At 72.3% G+C, this 16298-nt stretch carries 9 protein-coding genes and 1 pseudogene; 7 read left to right on the top strand and 3 right to left on the bottom strand.

The features are described from left to right. Positions 1–252 precede the first annotated feature (252 nt). Positions 253–2415: a tetratricopeptide repeat protein gene (locus ACIP6N_RS29305; RefSeq protein ID WP_401820645.1), complete on the top strand. Its 2163-nt coding sequence runs from the start codon at positions 253–255 to the stop codon at positions 2413–2415. Positions 2416–2470: 55 nt separating this feature from the next. Then, positions 2471–4003, top strand: coding sequence for a phytoene desaturase family protein (locus ACIP6N_RS29300; RefSeq protein ID WP_401820643.1), 1533 nt, complete (start codon positions 2471–2473; stop codon positions 4001–4003). A gap of 61 nt (positions 4004–4064) precedes the next feature. Here ACIP6N_RS29300 and ACIP6N_RS29295 read toward each other — a convergent pair whose 3' ends face one another. After that, complete coding sequence (locus ACIP6N_RS29295) at positions 4065–5870, bottom strand: serine hydrolase (RefSeq protein WP_401820641.1); 1806 nt, start codon at positions 5868–5870, stop codon at positions 4065–4067. 371 nt (positions 5871–6241) lie between these two features. Between ACIP6N_RS29295 and ACIP6N_RS29290 the strand changes: the two are divergent. Further along, positions 6242–6385 (top strand): annotated as a pseudogene (locus tag ACIP6N_RS29290) (ionic transporter y4hA); the annotation flags it as partial. A 48-nt stretch (positions 6386–6433) separates the two neighbouring features. Here the strand turns inward: ACIP6N_RS29290 and paaK are convergent. After that, on the bottom strand, positions 6434–7726 hold the full coding sequence (paaK, locus tag ACIP6N_RS29285; RefSeq protein WP_401820638.1) for a phenylacetate--CoA ligase PaaK: 1293 nt from the start codon (positions 7724–7726) through the stop codon (positions 6434–6436). A 152-nt stretch (positions 7727–7878) separates the two neighbouring features. Between paaK and ACIP6N_RS29280 the strand changes: the two genes are divergently transcribed. From ACIP6N_RS29280 to ACIP6N_RS29265, 4 genes are all read left to right on the top strand, one after another. Next, complete coding sequence (locus ACIP6N_RS29280; protein ID WP_401820635.1) at positions 7879–9399, top strand: alpha/beta fold hydrolase; 1521 nt, start codon at positions 7879–7881, stop codon at positions 9397–9399. 157 nt (positions 9400–9556) lie between these two features. Beyond that, the gene (locus ACIP6N_RS29275; protein ID WP_401820634.1) at positions 9557–10057 is read left to right on the top strand and encodes a hypothetical protein; all 501 of its coding nucleotides are present in this window, start codon (positions 9557–9559) and stop codon (positions 10055–10057) included. 113 nt (positions 10058–10170) lie between these two features. Beyond that, complete coding sequence (locus tag ACIP6N_RS29270) at positions 10171–12552, top strand: glycosyl hydrolase family 95 catalytic domain-containing protein (RefSeq protein WP_401820633.1); 2382 nt, start codon at positions 10171–10173, stop codon at positions 12550–12552. Between the two features lie 220 nt (positions 12553–12772). Continuing rightward, on the top strand, positions 12773–13885 hold the full coding sequence (locus ACIP6N_RS29265) for a chemotaxis protein (RefSeq protein WP_401820631.1): 1113 nt from the start codon (positions 12773–12775) through the stop codon (positions 13883–13885). Positions 13886–13972: 87 nt separating this feature from the next. On the opposite strand, the gene ACIP6N_RS29260 is transcribed toward ACIP6N_RS29265, so the two are convergent. Beyond that, positions 13973–15886 carry an N-acetylmuramoyl-L-alanine amidase gene (locus ACIP6N_RS29260; protein WP_401820629.1) on the bottom strand — a complete coding sequence of 638 codons (1914 nt, stop codon included), beginning with the start codon at positions 15884–15886 and terminating at the stop codon, positions 13973–13975. Positions 15887–16298 lie beyond the last annotated feature (412 nt).

Here is a 16298-nt window from a genome sequence, read left to right as displayed (position 1 = left end):
GCCAGGTCATCGACTTCTACACCCAGACCGTCGGCCACACCGTCACCAACCACGGCAAGAAGTAACACCCCCGCCCCCGCCAGGGCGCAGGCACGGGCATGTGTGCGGGTTCCCCCGGGACGGGCGGGCCCGCACACCGCCGTGCGAAGAAGCGTCCGCCACGCGTCCCGCCCCGTACACACCGTGCGGCCGGACGGCCATACTGGACGGGCCGGGGAGGGCGCAGCGGAGCGACGGGGGCGACAGCACGCGATGGCGGACACCAGGCTCATCCAGGGCCGCTACCGGCTGCTCGATCTCATCGGGCGCGGCGGGATGGGTGAGGTCTGGCGGGCGCGCGACGAAGCGCTCGGCCGCCGTGTCGCCGTCAAATGCCTCAAACCGACGGGACCGCAGCGGGACCGCTCCGCCACCCGCGTCATGCGCGAGCGTTTCCGCCGTGAGGCCAGGGTCGCCGCGGCCCTCCAGCACCGGGGCGTGACGGTCGTCCACGACTTCGGCGAGGACGACGGCGTGCTCTACCTCGTCATGGAACTGCTCGAAGGACGCAATCTCGGACAGTTACTGGACGACAACGAGCGACGCCCGCTGCCGGTCGCCGACATCGTCGACATCGCCGAACAGATCGCCGGCGCTCTCGCCTACACCCACGCGCAGGGCGTCATTCACCGAGATCTGAAGCCCGCCAACATCATGCGGCTCGCCGACGGCACCGTGAAGATCTGCGACTTCGGCATCGCCCGCCTCGGCCATGACGCCGGATTCACCTCACGGCTCACCGGCACCGGCGTCGCGATGGGGACCCCGCACTACATGTCACCCGAGCAGATCGGCGCGGGCCCCGTCGACCACCGCAGCGATCTCTACTCGCTGGGCTGTGTGCTCTACGAGATCGCCACCGGGGCCCCGCCGTTCAATCAGGAGGACGCCTGGGCCGTCCTGATCAGCCACCGCGACACGGTCCCCGAGCCGCTCCGCGCGCACCGGCCGGATCTTCCCGGGTTCTTCGACGTGATCGTCCGCGATCTGCTGGCCAAAACGCCCCAGGACCGGCCGCCCGACGCGGCGGAGCTGCGGCGCAGAATCACCGCGGGACGGCTGGGCCAGGACCCGCACCATTTTCCGGCGCTTCCCGTCCGGCAGACCGTCCGGCAGACCGCCCGCGGTGACCGGCTGCCTCCCTGGACCCGGGGCATGACCACCGGGCACAAGGCGACCGCGGCCTGGCCGGTGCCGCCCGGCCACACCGCCGGTCTGACCGGAGCCTGGACGAGCCCGGCGGGCCCCGGCGCCGCCGGACTCGCACCCGGCCGTCCGACTCCGTCGCCGGAGCAGCTCAGCGCGCTCGCGAGCAGGCACAACGCCGGGCTGAGTCTGGGCATGCGGGGCCGCTGGGACGAGGCCTGCGAGGTGCACCGGGCGGTCGCCGCCGCGCGCGAGCGTATCCTCGGCCCCGACCACCCCGACACCCTCGGCAGCAGGTACGAGATCGGTTACACGCTCAGCAGGACCGGACGGATGACCGAGGCGCTGCACGCGTTCGGACAGGTCGCCGAAGGACGCGAACGCACCCTCGGCCCCGACCACCCGGAAACCCTCGCCGCCCGCCAGGAGACCGCGTACGTCCTCGGCCGGCTCCGCAGGCACGCCGAGGCCCATCAGGTGTACGTGGCGGTGCTGGCCTCCCGTGAGCGCACCATGGGTCCTGAGCACCCCGACACCCTGAGCTGCCGCCACAACCTGGCCTTCAACCTCGGCAGGCTCGGACGCGTCGAGGAGTCGTACCGCCTCGCGCACGAGGTGGCGCGGGCCCGCGCCAGGGTGCTCGGCGCGACCCATCCCGACACCCTCGTCACGCGGTACGAGGTGGCCTACGCGCTCGGCAGGCTCGGCCGCTGGCCGGAGGCCCTGGACGCCTACCTGGAGGTGGCCGCCGCCCGCGCCCACGCGCTGGGTCACGACCATCCCGACACCCTGGCCGCCCGCTACGAGGTGGGCATCAGCCTCGGCCGGCTGGGCCGCAGCGCGGAGGCGCTGGAGCTGTACCAGGGCCTCGTCGCCGACCGCACCCGCCTGTACGGGCCCACCGACCCCGAGACGCTGCGCGCCCGGCACGGCCTGGCCGTCAACCTCGGCCGGCTCACCCGCTGGGAGGAGGCGCTCGCCGAGTCGCGCGACGTGAGCGCGATCCGCGCACGCGTCCTCGGAGCCGAGCATCCCGACACGCTGGTCAGCCACCGCGAGATCGCCGTCGGCCTCGGCTGGCTCGGCCGCTGGGCGGACGCCCTCACCGTCTACCGGCAGGTCGCGGAGGCCAGAGAGCGGGTCCTGGGCGCCGACCACCCCGACGCCCGGTCCAGCCGCAACGACGAGGCGCACTGCCTCGCGATCCTGCGCGGACAGCCGGGCCCCTGACGAGCCGCGCGCTCCCACCCCTGGCTTCGCGATCATCCCCGTGCTACCAAGAGCCATGCCCGCACCCGACTCGTACGACGCCGTCATCGTGGGCGGTGGCCACAACGGCCTGGTCGCCGCCGCCTACCTCGCCCGCGCCGGCCGCTCCGTCCTCGTACTGGAACGCCTGGGGAACACCGGCGGCGCCGCCGTCTCCAGCCGCCCCTTCGCCGGGGTCGACGCACGCCTCTCCCGCTACTCGTACCTCGTCTCCCTGCTGCCGGAGCAGATCGTGCGCGATCTCGGCCTGCGCTTCGCCGTCCGCAAGCGCACGGTGTCCTCGTACACCCCCAGCGGCTCCGGCGGACTGCTTGTCGGCGAGGGCCGTACCGAAGACTCCTTCGCCGGGCTGACCGGCGGCAGCGCGGAGTACGCCGCCTGGCGGGAGTTCTACGCGCTGACCGGTGAGGTCGCCGGACGCGTCTTCCCCACGCTCACCGAACCGCTGCCCACGCGCGACGCGCTGCGCGAGCGCGTCGGTGACGAGACGGCCTGGCGGATGCTCTTCGAAGAGCCCATCGGCGCCGCGATCGAGGACCGGTTCAGCCATGACCTGGTACGCGGTGTGGTGCTGACCGACGCGCTGATCGGCACGTTCGCCGACGCCCACGACCCGTCACTCGTCCAGAACCGCTGCTTCCTCTATCACGTGATCGGCGGCGGCACCGGAGACTGGGACGTGCCGGTCGGCGGAATGGGCGCGCTCACCGACGCCCTCGCAGCCACCGCGCGCGCGGCGGGCGCGGACATCAGGACCGGACACGAGGCGACCCGGATCGACACCGACGGAACGCGCGCCGAGGTCACTTTCCGCACGGACGACGGCGACGGCACCGTCGCGGCGGCGCAGGTCCTGGTGAACGCCTCGCCGCAGGCTCTCGCGGCGCTCCTCGGCGAGGAGCCGCCCACCCCTGCGGAAGGCGCCCAGTTCAAGGTCAACATGCTGCTGAGCAGACTGCCGCGGCTGCGGGACGGCTCGGTCGACCCGCACGAGGCCTTCGCCGGTACGTTCCACATCGCCGAGGGTTACGGGGAGCTGGCCACCGCCTACCAGGAAGCGGCGGCGGGACGGCTGCCCGGTGCGCCGCCGTCGGAGATCTACTGCCACTCGCTGACCGACCCCTCGATCCTCGGCCCCGGACTCGCCGCGCGGGGGTACCAGACGCTGACCCTGTTCGGACTGCACACCCCCGCGCGCCTGTTCACCCGCGACAACCACGCGGCGCGCGAGGCGCTGCTCGCCTCGACCCTCGCCCAGCTGGACGAGCGCCTCGCCGAGCCGATCGCCGGCTGCCTGGCGGTGGACGGCGAGGGCCGCCCCTGTATCGAGGCGAAGACCCCGCTCGACCTCGAACGTGAACTGCGGCTGCCCGGCGGCCACATCTTCCACCGCGACCTCTCCTTCCCGTACGCCACACCGGAGACCGGCCGCTGGGGAGTGGAGACGGCGCACCCCAATGTGCTGCTGTGCGGCGCGGGCGCCGTGCGCGGCGGCGGAGTCAGCGGCGTACCGGGCCACAACGCCGCGATGGCGGCGCTGGGCCGGTAGACACGCGTGGCCGGGCGGGGACGACCCGTGCAGAGGCGTCCCCGCCCGGCTCGCCGCCGCCTCAGTCGGCGGACGCCGTCCAGCCGTTCGCCTCGATGCCGGCCGCGTCACCGGGCCTGCTCTCGTCGAAGACCGTACGCCCGCCGTCCTCCACCCGCAGGCCGTCCACGTACACCCCGCGCCCGACGTACAGCGCATCGGTCACATACCCCCAGCGCAGGCGCACTTCGCGGCCGCGCCAAGCCGCGAGGTCCGCGCTCAGCCGGTGCCAGACGCGGCCCGACCAGCCGGTCGCCGAGCCCGCCGGATGGGGCTGGGCCTCCTCTCCCGTGCGTACGGTCGTGAAGGGCACCGGCAGCCAGGTCGCCCCGGCGTCCCCGGAGGCCTCCAGGAACAGCGCGTCGGAGTCCGGTTCCGTGTCCCACCACAGGGAGCAGCTGAGCCGGGCGCGATCCGACGCCAGACGCAGCGCGGGCAGGGTGAGCGTGGCGCCGGCGCCGCTCGCCATACCGGAGAACCAGGCGGTGCGGCCGTGGGCGGGCCGCACGGCCACGGCGCGTGCCATACGGTTGCCGGCGGCCACGCGCGGCGCGCTGCCGGAGCGCCAGTTGCGCACCGGGTGCACGGAGTTGCCGAGGATGACGAGGAACGAGTCGGTGCTCGGGTCGAGCACGAGGCTGGTACCGGTGAACCCGGTGTGGCCCGCGCTGGACGGTGTGGCCATGGCGCCCATGTACCAGTGCTGGTACAGCTCGAACCCCAGGCCGTGCGCGTCACCGGGAAAGTCCGTGTTGAAGTCCGTGAACATCAGCTCCACCGAGGCGGGAGCGAGGATCCGCGCCCGGCCGTAGGCGCCGCCGTTCAGGAGCGTACGGGCGAGCACCGCGAGATCCCAGGCGCAGGAGAACACCCCGGCGTGGCCCGCGACCCCGCCGAACCGGTACGCGTTCTCGTCGTGCACCTCGCCCCACACCAGCCCGCGGTCCAGCCCCGACCACGGCGCACGCGCGTCCTCGGTCGCGGCGATCTCCGGCTTCCAGGCAGCGGGCGGGTTGTAGCGCGTGCGGCGCATCCCGAGCGGAGCGGTGATCTCGTCCCGGAGCAGGGTGTCCAGCGAGCGGCCCGTGATCCGCTCGAGGATCAGCTGGAGCGAGATCAGATTGAGGTCCGAGTACAGATAGACGGTGCCCGGCGGGTTCAGCGGCGCCTCGTCCCAGAGCAGCCGCAGCATGCCCTCCCGGTCGGGCGCCTCGTAGAGCGGGAGCGTGGCCTGGAAACCGGACGTGTGCGTCAGCAGCTGACGTACGGTGATGTCCTGCTTGCCCGCCGCCCCGAACTCCGGCAGGTACGCCGTGACCGCCGTCCCCAGATCCAGCGCACCGCGCTCGATCTGCTGCACGGCGAGGATCGAGGTGAAGAGTTTGGAGACCGAGGCGAGGTCGTAGAGCGTGTCGCCGGACGCCGCGATCTGCTGCTCCGCCGGGAACTCCACCCCGGTGTCCGTCGTCTCGTCGTACGCCGAATAGCGCACGGCCTGGCCGAGCGCCCGGTGCAGGGCCACCGTTCCGCCACGTCCCGCGAGCAACACCGCGCTCGCGTAATAGGGATGGGCGGGGGAGGGGCCGAGGAAGGCGGAGACGTCGGTGACCAGGGCCTCCAGCTGACCGGCGATCAGTCCGGCGCGCTCCGCGGAACCGCGCCGCAGTGTCGTACGCCCCTGGTCCGGCTTAGAGCCCGCGGGCGCGGCGGCGGCCGTCCCCTCGGCGAAGGGAATCGGCGCGAGCGCGAGCGCGCCGCCGAGCGCCAGCAGCCCGCCGAGCCTGCGGCGGCTGATCCCACCGCCCGGGGCCACGGTGTCCTCCGGCATAGTGCTCTCCTTCGAAAATATCTTCCAACATTATGATCAACAGCTGAAACTTGTCGCCAGAAGACGAGCTCTGTCAACCTTCCGGACGCGCGCCGCACTGACGGGAAGTGATATCCGCCCGCCCGTCACCCCGCTCGCGCGCCCGCTCCGGCACCCGTCAACCCGCCCCGACGGCCCGTCCGTCGGCGCGGCCCGCCGCCACCTCTGGCAGCGTGAGCCCTATGCGTACGTACAGCGGTCTCCGGGCACTGCGGTCGCAGTGGACCGTGGTGGTCCCGCTGATCGCGCTCGTCGCCCTCGCGCTGAGCTGGGGCCGGCACCTGCCGGTGGGACTGGTCGCCGTGGTCGCCCTGTGCCTCGCGGGCGCGGTGCTCGCCGCCGTCCACATGGTGCTGCTCGTCCTGACCGTCGTAGTGGGCGCGCTGACCGTCGCACCGGGGCGGGCCACGCTGCTCCAGGGCGGTGTCCACGTGGCGATCTTCGCGGCGTTCGTGTTTCTCGCCATCAGCCCCTGACCTTGCCCGTCGCCCTGACCCGGCGGGCGATGCCCCGGGGGAAGCGTTTCACCTCGTCCTGAGGTCCACGAGCCGCCTCACCTTGCCGACCGAACGTTCCAGGGTCAGCGGATCGACCACCTCGACCGCCACCGAGAGCCCGATGCCCTCCTTGACCGCCGAGGCGATCGCCCGCGCCGCTGCCGCCCGCTGCTCCCGGGTCGCCGGTTTCCGGGCCTCCGCCCGTACGGTCAGCACGTCCAGCCGTCCCTCGCGGGTCAGCCGGAGCTGGAAGTGCGGCGCCACATGCGGCGTACGCAGCACGATCTCCTCGATCTGGGTGGGGAACAGATTCACCCCGCGCACGATCACCAGGTCGTCGCCGCGCCCGGTGACCTTCTCCATCCTGCGGAAGACCCGGGCCGTGCCGGGCAGCAGCCGGGTCAGATCCCGGGTCCGGTAGCGGATGACCGGCATCGCCTCCTTGGTGAGCGAGGTGAAGACCAACTCGCCCTCGGCGCCCTCCGGCAGCACCTCCCCGGTGAACGGGTCCACCACCTCCGGATAGAAGTGGTCCTCCCAGATGTGGAGCCCGTCCTTCGTCTCGACGCATTCCTGCGCCACCCCGGGACCCATCACCTCGGACAGCCCGTAGATGTCGACCGCGTCGATCGCGAACCGCTCCTCGATCTCCTGACGCATCGCCTCCGTCCACGGCTCGGCGCCGAAGATACCCACCTGGAGGGAGGTCGTACGGGGATCTACGCCCTGGCGCTCGAACTCGTCCAGCAGCGTCAGCATGTAGGACGGCGTCACCATGATGATCTCGGGGCGGAAGTCCTGGATCAGCTGAACCTGGCGCGCGGTCATGCCCCCGGAGGCCGGGACGACGGTGCAGCCCAGCCGCTCCGCGCCGTAGTGGGCCCCGAGGCCGCCGGTGAACAGGCCGTAGCCGTACGCCACATGCACCGTGTGCCCCGGACGTCCGCCCGCGGCCCTGATCGAGCGGGCCACCACATCGGCCCAGGTGTCCAGGTCCCGCTGCGTGTACCCGACGACGGTGGGGCGGCCCGTGGTGCCGCTGGAGGCGTGGATACGCCGTACCTCGGACCGGTCGACGGCGAACATCCCGAACGGGTAGTTGTCGCGGAGATCGGCCTTCGAGGTGAACGGGAAGCGCGCGAGATCGGCGAGCGAACGGCAGTCCTCGGGAAGCAGCCCCGCCGCGTCGAAGGAACGCCGGTAGAAGCCGACGTGATCGTAGGCGTGCCGCAGGGTCGCGCGCAGCCGTTCCAATTGCAGTGCGGCCAGCTCCGCGCGGCTGAGCCGTTCCGCCGCGTCCGGCTGAGTCGGTGTCGTCATGGGGCACTCTCCCGGTCCGGCGGGTGGCCCGAACAGTAATTCAGTGGCCGGGGCGAGCGTCAAGGGACGCGACGGGAGTGACCTCCGGGCGCCGGTTCCACCCCGCGCGAAACCGGTTGCGGCGATCGGCCGCGGACGGTGAGGATCGGGCCATGTTGGCGTTCAGGACGTACGACGGGACCGAACTGGCCTACCACGCCGAGGGGGAGGGGGAGCCGCTGCTGTGCCTGCCGGGCGGTCCGATGTGCGGGTCGGGCTACCTCGGCGGGCTCGGCGGACTCGCCGCGCACCGGCGGCTGATCCTGCTCGACCCGCGCGGGACGGGCGGGTCCGCGGTTCCGGACGACACCTCGACGTACCGCTGCGACCGGCAGGTCGAGGACGTCGAGGCGCTGCGGAAGCGCCTCGGTCTCGAACGCGTCGACGTGCTCGCCCATTCGGCGGCGGGCAACCTCGCCACGCTGTACGCGGCCAGGTACCCGCACCGGCTCCGTTCGCTCACGCTGGTGGCTCCGGGGGTCCGGGCGGTCGGCATCGAGATCACCGAGGAGGACCGCCGCGAAGCCCTGGCACTGCGCCGTCAGGAGCCCTGGTACGAAGCGGCCGCGGCGGCCTTCGAGGAAGTACGGCGCGGCCGGGCCACGCGCGCGGCGTGGGATGCCCTCGTCCCCGCGGCCTACGGGCGCTGGGATGCCGGAGCCCAGGACCACGCGGCGTCGGCCGACCAGCAGAAGAACGCGCGAGCGGCAGCCGCCTTCTACGCTGACGGCGCCTTCGATCCGGCCGCGACCCGGGCGGCCCTGAAAGCCGTGGACGCGCCCGTCCTCGTCCTGGCCGGCGCCCTCGACATGGGGCCGCGTCCGGACCGCGCCCGTGAACTGGCGGAGCTGTTCCCGCACGGCCGGGCCGCCGTCCAGAAAGGTGCGGGCCACTACCCGTGGCTGGACGATCCGGGGGCGTTCGTCCGTACGGTCGTCTCCTTCCTCGACCCCGGCGTGCACAGCGTCGAGGCGAACGGGGTCCGCCTCGCCTACCGCGTCCGGGGCCCGGAGAGCGCGCCGCCGCTGGTGCTCGTGCACGGCCGCTGCGGCGACAGCCGGACCTGGACGGAGATCGCGGAACAGCTCAAGGCCACCCGCCGGGTCATCGCGCCGGACCTGAGCGGCCACGGTCTGAGCGACTGGCCGGGGGAGTACTCCATCGAGCGGTTCCGCGACGACCTGCGCGGCTTCCTGACCGCGCTCGGTCTCACGGGTGCCGATGTCGTCGCCCACTCCATGGGCGGGTTCGCGGCGTATCTGCTGGCCGGGGAATCGCCGGAGCTGTTCGGCCTGCTCGTGCTGGAGGAGAGCCCGCCGCTGTTCCCGCTGGATCCGCCGCGGCCGCCCGCCGTACGCCCGGACGGCGAACTCTCCTACGACTGGCCGCTCGTGCCGTCGACCGACGCCCAGCTGAACGCGCCCGACCCGCTGTGGCGGGAGAGCCTCGACCGGATCGCGGTCCCCACCCTGGTGATCGCGGGCGGGTCCGCGAGTCACGTCGCGCAGGAGAAGTTCGCGTGGATGGCCGACCGGATCCCGGACAGCACGCTCGTCACCATCGAGGCCGGCCATCTCGTCCATACGGAGCGGCCGGCCGAATTCCTGGCCGCGCTGAGGGAGTTCGGCATCTGAGACGTTCCGGGTCCGTAGGGCCGGAGCCGGCCGGACAGCGCCCGGCCCGGCGCCGCCGGAAACCTCACGTCCCACGCCCCGCCGCCCGGTGAACGCCGGCCGCACAGGACCCAGGTCCGGGCACGAGCGTGGTCGTGCGAACACGTACCATGGTGTGATGTCCTTCCTCCGCCGCCGCAGCGCCGCCACACCCTCCGGCCCGGACTTCGATGTCCTGGCCATGGACCCGGGTGACTGGCCCGGCAATCTGGGCGCCGGTCTGCTGCCCGCACCCGACGGCAGCTGTCAGGGCGTGTTCCTGCGGTACGACCTGTTCGGCGGTCGTGGACCCGCGATGGTCATCGGCAACCTGCCGGAGAACTCCCCGGCCCGCGAGCTGGCGGACGGGCAGATCCCCTTCGAGGTCGCGCAACTGCTGCTCGCGCTGGAGAACGAGGAACCGGTCGAGGTCGTCGGCGCGGAGGACATGCCGGTGATGCAGGGCGACAACCTGCTGGTCGTGCGCCGCCTCAAACTCTCGGAGAGCCGTATCTCCTGCGTACAGTTCGACCGCAGCGACCATGTCCTGGTCACCATCGCCAGCTGGGACCGGCCGATCACCGACGATCTCTACGCGCTCCTGAAGCCGCTGCCCGCGGAGCTGTTCCAGCAGACCTGAGTCCGGCAGCGCGTCTTCCCCTCGCGTCCTCATCCTTGACCATGGCTTGCCGGAGCCATGGTTTTGTCATGTGTCTTGCCAAACCAGTCATCGGACTTTTAGCGTGACTCGCCATGACGCAGTGGATCAGCCGCAGGACCACCCTCAAGTCCGCAATCGGCGTAACAGGCGCTCTGACCCTAGGGGTTCCCACCCTGGCGGGCACAGCGGCCGCCGCGAACGACGCCTCTTCAGCCGCCAAGCCATCCGATGAATTGACGCTCTGGTACCAGACACCGGCTGCCGACTGGGAAAGCGAATCGCTGCCCATCGGCAGCGGCGCTCTCGGCGCGAGCGTCTTCGGAACACTGGCCACCGAACGGCTCACCCTGAACGAGAAGACACTGTGGACCGGCGGCCCCGGCTCCGCGGGCGGCTACGACCACGGCAACTGGACCTCGCCGAGGCCGGGCGCCGTCGCCGCCGTCCAGGAGCGGATCGACGCCGAAGGCACCCTCACCCCCGAAGAGGTGGCCGCCGAACTGGGCCAGCCGAAGCACGGCTTCGGCTCGTACCAGGTCCTCGGTGATCTGGAGCTGACCGTCCCCGGCGCGCCCGCCGAAGCCGACGACTCCTACCGGCGAGCCCTCGACATCGGCTCGGCCGTCGCGACCGTCTCGTACCGCCACGAGGGCGTCGCGCACACCAGGGAGTACTTCGCCTCCCACCCCGGCGGGGTCGTCGCGGGCCGGTTCTCCGCGAACCGGCCGGGAAAGACCGGCTTCACCCTGCGCTACACCTCACCGAGGACCGACTTCACCGCCACGGCCTCCGGCGACCGGCTCACCGTGAAGGGCGTACTGGAGGACAACGGGCTGCGCTTCGAGGTCCAGCTCCGGATACGTACCGAGGGCGGCAGCGTCAGCGCGGGAGCCGACGGCTCCCTCACCGTCAGCGGCGCCGACAGCGCCTGGTTCGTCCTCGCCGCAGGCACCGACTACGCCGACACCTACCCGGACTACCGGGGCGAGGACCCGGCCGCCGCGGTCACCGCGGCCGTCGACGCGGCGGCCCGCCGCTCCTACGACCACCTGCGCGCCGAGCATGTGCGCGACCACCGGGCGCTCTTCGACCGGGTGTCGCTCGACATCGGCCAGCGCCTCCCCGGCCTGCCCACCGACCAGCTCGTCGCGGGATACACCGGCGGCACCAGCCCCGCCGACCGCGCGCTCGAAGCGCTGTTCTTCCAGTACGGGCGCTACCTGCTCATCGCCTCGTCCCGCGCGGGCTCCCTGCCCGCGAACCTCCAGGGTGTGTGGAACAACGTCACCAACCCGCCGTGGGACGCGGACTACCACGTCAACATCAACCTCCAGATGAACTACTGGCTCGCCGAGGTCACCAACCTCGCCGAGACCACCGCGCCGTACGACCGCTACGTCGAATCCATGCGCGCCCCCGGCAGGACCAGCGCCAAGGAGATCTTCGGCACGGCCGGCTGGGTCGTGAACAACGAGACCAACCCGTACGGCTTCACCGGCCTGCACGAATACCCGTCGTCCTTCTGGTTCCCGGAGGCCGGGGCCTGGCTCACCCAGCAGCTGTACGACCACTACCGCTTCAACGGCTCCACCGACTATCTGCGCTCCACCGCCTACCCGGTGATGAAGGAGGCCGCGGAGTTCTGGCTCGACAACCTGCGGACCGACCCGCGCGACGGGAAGCTCGTCGTCACCCCCAGCTACTCGCCCGAGCACGGGGACTTCACGGCGGGCGCGGCGATGTCCCAGCAGATCGTGCACGACCTGTTCACCAACACCCTGGAGGCCGCCAGGACCCTCGGCGACTCGCCCGCCTTCCGGACGAAGCTGAAGGACACCCTCGACGCCCTCGACCCCGGGCTGCGCATCGGCTCCTGGGGCCAGCTCCAGGAGTGGAAGACGGACCTCGACAGCCAGACGGACGACCACCGCCACGTCTCGCACCTCTTCGCGCTGCACCCGGGACGGCAGATCGAACAGGGCTCCGAGTGGGCCGAGGCCGCGAAGGTCTCGCTCACCGCGCGCGGCGACGGCGGTACCGGCTGGAGCAAGGCGTGGAAGGTCAACTTCTGGGCGCGGCTGCACGACGGCGACCACGCACACAAGATGCTCTCCGAGCAGCTGAAGGAATCCACCCTGGCCAACCTCTGGGACACGCACCCGCCGTTCCAGATCGACGGCAACTTCGGCGCCACGTCCGGCGTCGCCGAGATGCTCGTACAGAGCCAGCACGGCCCCGTCGAGATCCTGCCCGCCCTGCCCGCCTCCTGGCCGGACGGGTCCGTGACGGGCCTGCGCGCACGCGGCGGCGCCACCCTCGACCTCACCTGGGCCGGCGGCAAGGCGACCCGCATCACCCTGCACGCGGCCCGTACGACGGAACTGACCCTGCGCTCCACCCTGCTGCGCGGCGGTGAGCAGACGGTCAAGGTCCGCGCGGGGAAGACGTACGTGTTCCCCCGCGACGCCGGCTGACGAAGCCCCCGGCGGGGGAACGTACGGAAGGGCCCCGCCCGGCGCACCGTCCCGGGCGGGGCCAGTCCGCGTTCCGCTCCCTTTTCTGTGTCCTTTCCGCGTGCCTGCCCCTGCGGAACCGGGCTGAATCGCGCAATATGGACGCACGACCGGGGGCCCGTATGCCGGCTGTCCGTCCGGTGCCGGACCTTCATCGAGTGAAGGCGAGTGAAGGGTCAGCATGGACAGCAACGCTCTGACGCCCGACGTCCTGCGAGAACTGAGGGCAACCCGTACGTATCCGGCCGTGTCCCTGACGATGCCCACCCACCGGGGGGAGCCGAACAGCGAGGAGGACGCGGTACGCCTGCGCAACCTCCTCGCCGACGCCGGGCACCGGCTGGAGGCCGATCCCGACGTACCGAGGCAGGCACGGACCGCCGTCAGGGAACAGCTCGGCAAGGCCGTCGCCGACGTCGATCTGCGTGCCACGCTCGACGGGCTGGTGATCTTCGCCGACGCGCAGGAGTACCAGGTCTGGTACCTGCCGCGTTTCGTGCCGGAGCGTGTCGTCCTGAGCGACACCTACCTCACCCGGAACCTGGTGGCCGCCGCGGCCCAGTCACACCCGTACTGGGTACTGGGCGTCGCCGCGGGCGGGGCGACCCTGTGGAGCGGCTCGGGCGATTCGCTGCACGAGCACCACGGCGACGGATTCCCCATGGCCCCGTCGCCGGACACCTGGGACGCCGAACGCGAGCAGCGGATCGGCGACACGCCGAGCACCTTCAGCGACGAGGAGACCCGGCGTTTCCTGCGACTGGCCGACAACGCGGTCGGTACGGTGCTGGCGCGGCAGCCCCGCCCCCTGTACCTCGCCGGACTCGCACCCGCGCTCGCGCTGCTGGAGCAGGCGGGCAGCGCCGCCACCCGCGCGGCCGTCGGCCGGCTCGTCAAGGGCGGACTCACGGAAGGCCCCGCGCCCGTCCTGCTGAAGGAGCTGCGGCCCGTCATGGAGGAGCACGGGCGCCGGAAGACGGACGGGATGCTCACCCGTCTGGACGACGCCAGGGGACGCCGCACCTTCGCCGCCGGACTCGACGAGGTCTGGGAATCCGTACGGGAGAAGCGGGCCGAGGTGGTGGCGCTCGAGGAGAGCTACCGGCTCACGGTCCGGGTGCGCGACGGCCATCTGGTGGCCGTCGTGGACGAATCCGCCACCGGTCAGGACATCCGCGACGACATCGTGGACGAACTGGTCGAGACGGCGCTGGACGGCGGCGCCGAGGTGGTGTTCCTGCCGGAGGACTCGCTCGCCACGCACGACCGGGTCGCCGCGGTTCTGCGCTACTGACCCGCGCCCCAGCCACCGAGGCACCGCACCACGCCGGGTGCCACCGGAACCCGCCCCCGGTGACACCCGGCGCGCCGGGCCGTTCTCTCAGCGGCCCGGGGCCGCCAACCGGACGTCGGACGCCTTCACATAGGCGACGCGGTGCCCGAACTGGATCTCGTAGTACATCTCCTTGCCGCGCACCACCCGGTGCCCCGAGGTCTCGAAGGTCGGCGCGTACAGATACTCGCCGGGCACCCGGCCGCCCACCACGTAGCGCTGTCCGGCGAGCAGCTTGTACGGCAGCGCCGAGACCGCCTGCACCGGGATGTCCGACGGATAGGCCGACGCCTCCGGGTATGCCCGCCCGTACACCGGCACCTCCGCGAGCCCCGCCCTCGGAGTGACCACGGACCCCCGGGAGTTCACCGCCGCCGGCCGCGCGGCCGGGTTGCGGAACCACGCCTTCTGCCCGAGGTACCAGATCGCCGTCCAGTCCCGCTCGGTCCCGGCGACCGCGTACTGCTGGCCGGTCGAGGCACGGGCGCCCATGTCATTGATGTCGGCCGTGGAGTCCTCGCCGCCGGGGTGCAGCCCGACATCCTTCACCAGCGGCGCGTCCTCGCTGGGCGCGGTGTGCAGCAGGACGTCACCGGAGCCGTGCGGCGCGCACGCCTCACCGGCGCTCACGCATCCGGTGTACGCGGGCTGGTTGGACGCGTAGTCGGGGCGGATCGTGACGACCCCCGAACCCGCGCGGGCCGTCGCGGTGAACGGCTTGCCGAGCAGCTGGAAGAAGTGCGCCCAGTCCCAGAACGGGCCCGGGTCCGCGTGCATGCCCGCGATCGTCGAGGTGGTCGTGCCCGGCACATTGTCATGGGCGAGGATGTGCTGCCGGTCCAGCGGGATGTCGTACTTCCCCGCCAGATACTTCACCAGACGCGCGGACGTGCGGTACATCGCCTCCGTGTACCACGCGTCGGGCGCGGCCATGAAGCCTTCCTGCTCGACCCCGAGCGACTTGCTGTTGGTGTACCAGTTGCCGGCGTGCCAGGCGACGTCCTTGGCCGCCACATGCTGGGCGATGTGCCCGTCCGACGAGCGCACGGTGTAGTTCCACGACACGTACGTCGGGTCCTGGACCAGCTGGAGCGCGCGGTCCCAGGTCTCCTCGGTGGCATGCAGGACGATGGTGTCGATCGCCTCGGACGCCGGCCGGCCGGCCTTGTCGTGGTTGCCGTAGCCGTCCTCGCCGAACTCCTCGTACGGCGCCGGGATCCACTCGCAGGCCACCGTCGCCGGACACTCCACCGGGCCGGTGGCCGGCGTGCGCAGCCCGAGGCCCGCCAGCTGCCCGGTGGCGGGCGCCACCGCCGGTGCCGCGGGCAGCGCGACCCGCTGGCCGCTGTCCGTGGTGCGGTGCTCGCCGCCGCGGATCACGGCGTACACCTCATCGGCGTAGACAGCCGCCGTCGCCGCGTCGTCCGCCCCGGAGAAGCGGGCGACCGCCCCGTACCAGTCGGCGGGATCCTCGCTCAGCGGCTTGCCGAGATCCTTCTGCGCTGCGGCGAGCAGCGCCGCACCGCCGCGCACATTGGCCGCGGGCGACTGCCGCAGAGCGCCGGCGGACAGCCCGGTCAGCCGGGCCGCCCGGTCCAGCGTGCGCAGCCGCGCGGGCAGCCGGGACACCTCGGGCGGCGCCTTCCTGGCGAGCGTCGTGACCGTACGGGAGGAGTCGCCCCGCGCGTCCCCGGCGGACGGCGAAGGAGGCGCCGCCTCGGCGAGAGCCGTCACGGCATCGGTCAGGTGCATCGGACCGTAGCCGCCGCCGGCGCTCGGCGCGCCGCCGTGTGTGTCCCAGCGGGACTGGAGATAGGAGACACCGAGCAGCACGCTCTGCGGCACCCCGTACCGCGCGGCGGCCGAGGCGAAGTCACGCTGCAGTGCGCCGGACGCGGGCTGTCCGGCCGTCGCGGAGGGCGCGGCGGCGACCAGGGAGAGCAGAAGCGCTGTGGACGCCACCGCGCCCCCCGCTCTCAGCGTCCGCCGGCGTGCGGTCCACGGCGACGGTGGGACGGAACCATTCAAGGCAACCTCCAGTGACGTGCGGTGCGCGAAGGGCCTGCGGGCCGGATTCGCCTCAAGGGGTACCGGCTTCCGCACGATCCGTCAATCAGGCCTGACGGTCGTGGATTTCGCACGTCAACACGCGTGTCGCGGGGTTTCGCGGCCGTGCGGCCCGGGCCTGCGGCGCGTCAGTGGAATGAACCAATGAACGTATACGGCCCGCGACCGGACCGCGGCGCGCCGTCCCGCCATGTGGTCGGTGGGGCGGTCACCGGGGGCGGAGGGCCGGCGCCACGGCGACGCCCCGCGCGGGCGCCGGCCACCCCGTCGCCCGGGACTTCAGCGAGGCGATCCGGGGCACCGTCAC

The sequence above is a fragment of the Streptomyces sp. NPDC088725 genome (assembly GCF_044751305.1).
Classification (GTDB): domain Bacteria; phylum Actinomycetota; class Actinomycetes; order Streptomycetales; family Streptomycetaceae; genus Streptomyces.
Note: the sequence above shows the minus strand (reverse complement) of the source record. Positions and strands in the feature narration are given on the sequence as shown.

Bases quoted from the DNA above. Each gene is read 5' to 3' on its own strand.
- ACIP6N_RS29305 (WP_401820645.1), top strand. From the start codon at position 253: ATGGCGGACACCAGGCTCATCCAGGGCCGCTACCGGCTGCTCGATCTC.
- ACIP6N_RS29300 (WP_401820643.1), top strand. From the start codon at position 2,471: ATGCCCGCACCCGACTCGTACGACGCCGTCATCGTGGGCGGTGGCCAC.
- ACIP6N_RS29295 (WP_401820641.1), bottom strand. From the start codon at position 5,870: ATGCCGGAGGACACCGTGGCCCCGGGCGGTGGGATCAGCCGCCGCAGG.
- paaK (WP_401820638.1), bottom strand. From the start codon at position 7,726: ATGACGACACCGACTCAGCCGGACGCGGCGGAACGGCTCAGCCGCGCG.
- ACIP6N_RS29280 (WP_401820635.1), top strand. From the start codon at position 7,879: ATGTTGGCGTTCAGGACGTACGACGGGACCGAACTGGCCTACCACGCC.
- ACIP6N_RS29275 (WP_401820634.1), top strand. From the start codon at position 9,557: ATGTCCTTCCTCCGCCGCCGCAGCGCCGCCACACCCTCCGGCCCGGAC.
- ACIP6N_RS29270 (WP_401820633.1), top strand. From the start codon at position 10,171: ATGACGCAGTGGATCAGCCGCAGGACCACCCTCAAGTCCGCAATCGGC.
- ACIP6N_RS29265 (WP_401820631.1), top strand. From the start codon at position 12,773: ATGGACAGCAACGCTCTGACGCCCGACGTCCTGCGAGAACTGAGGGCA.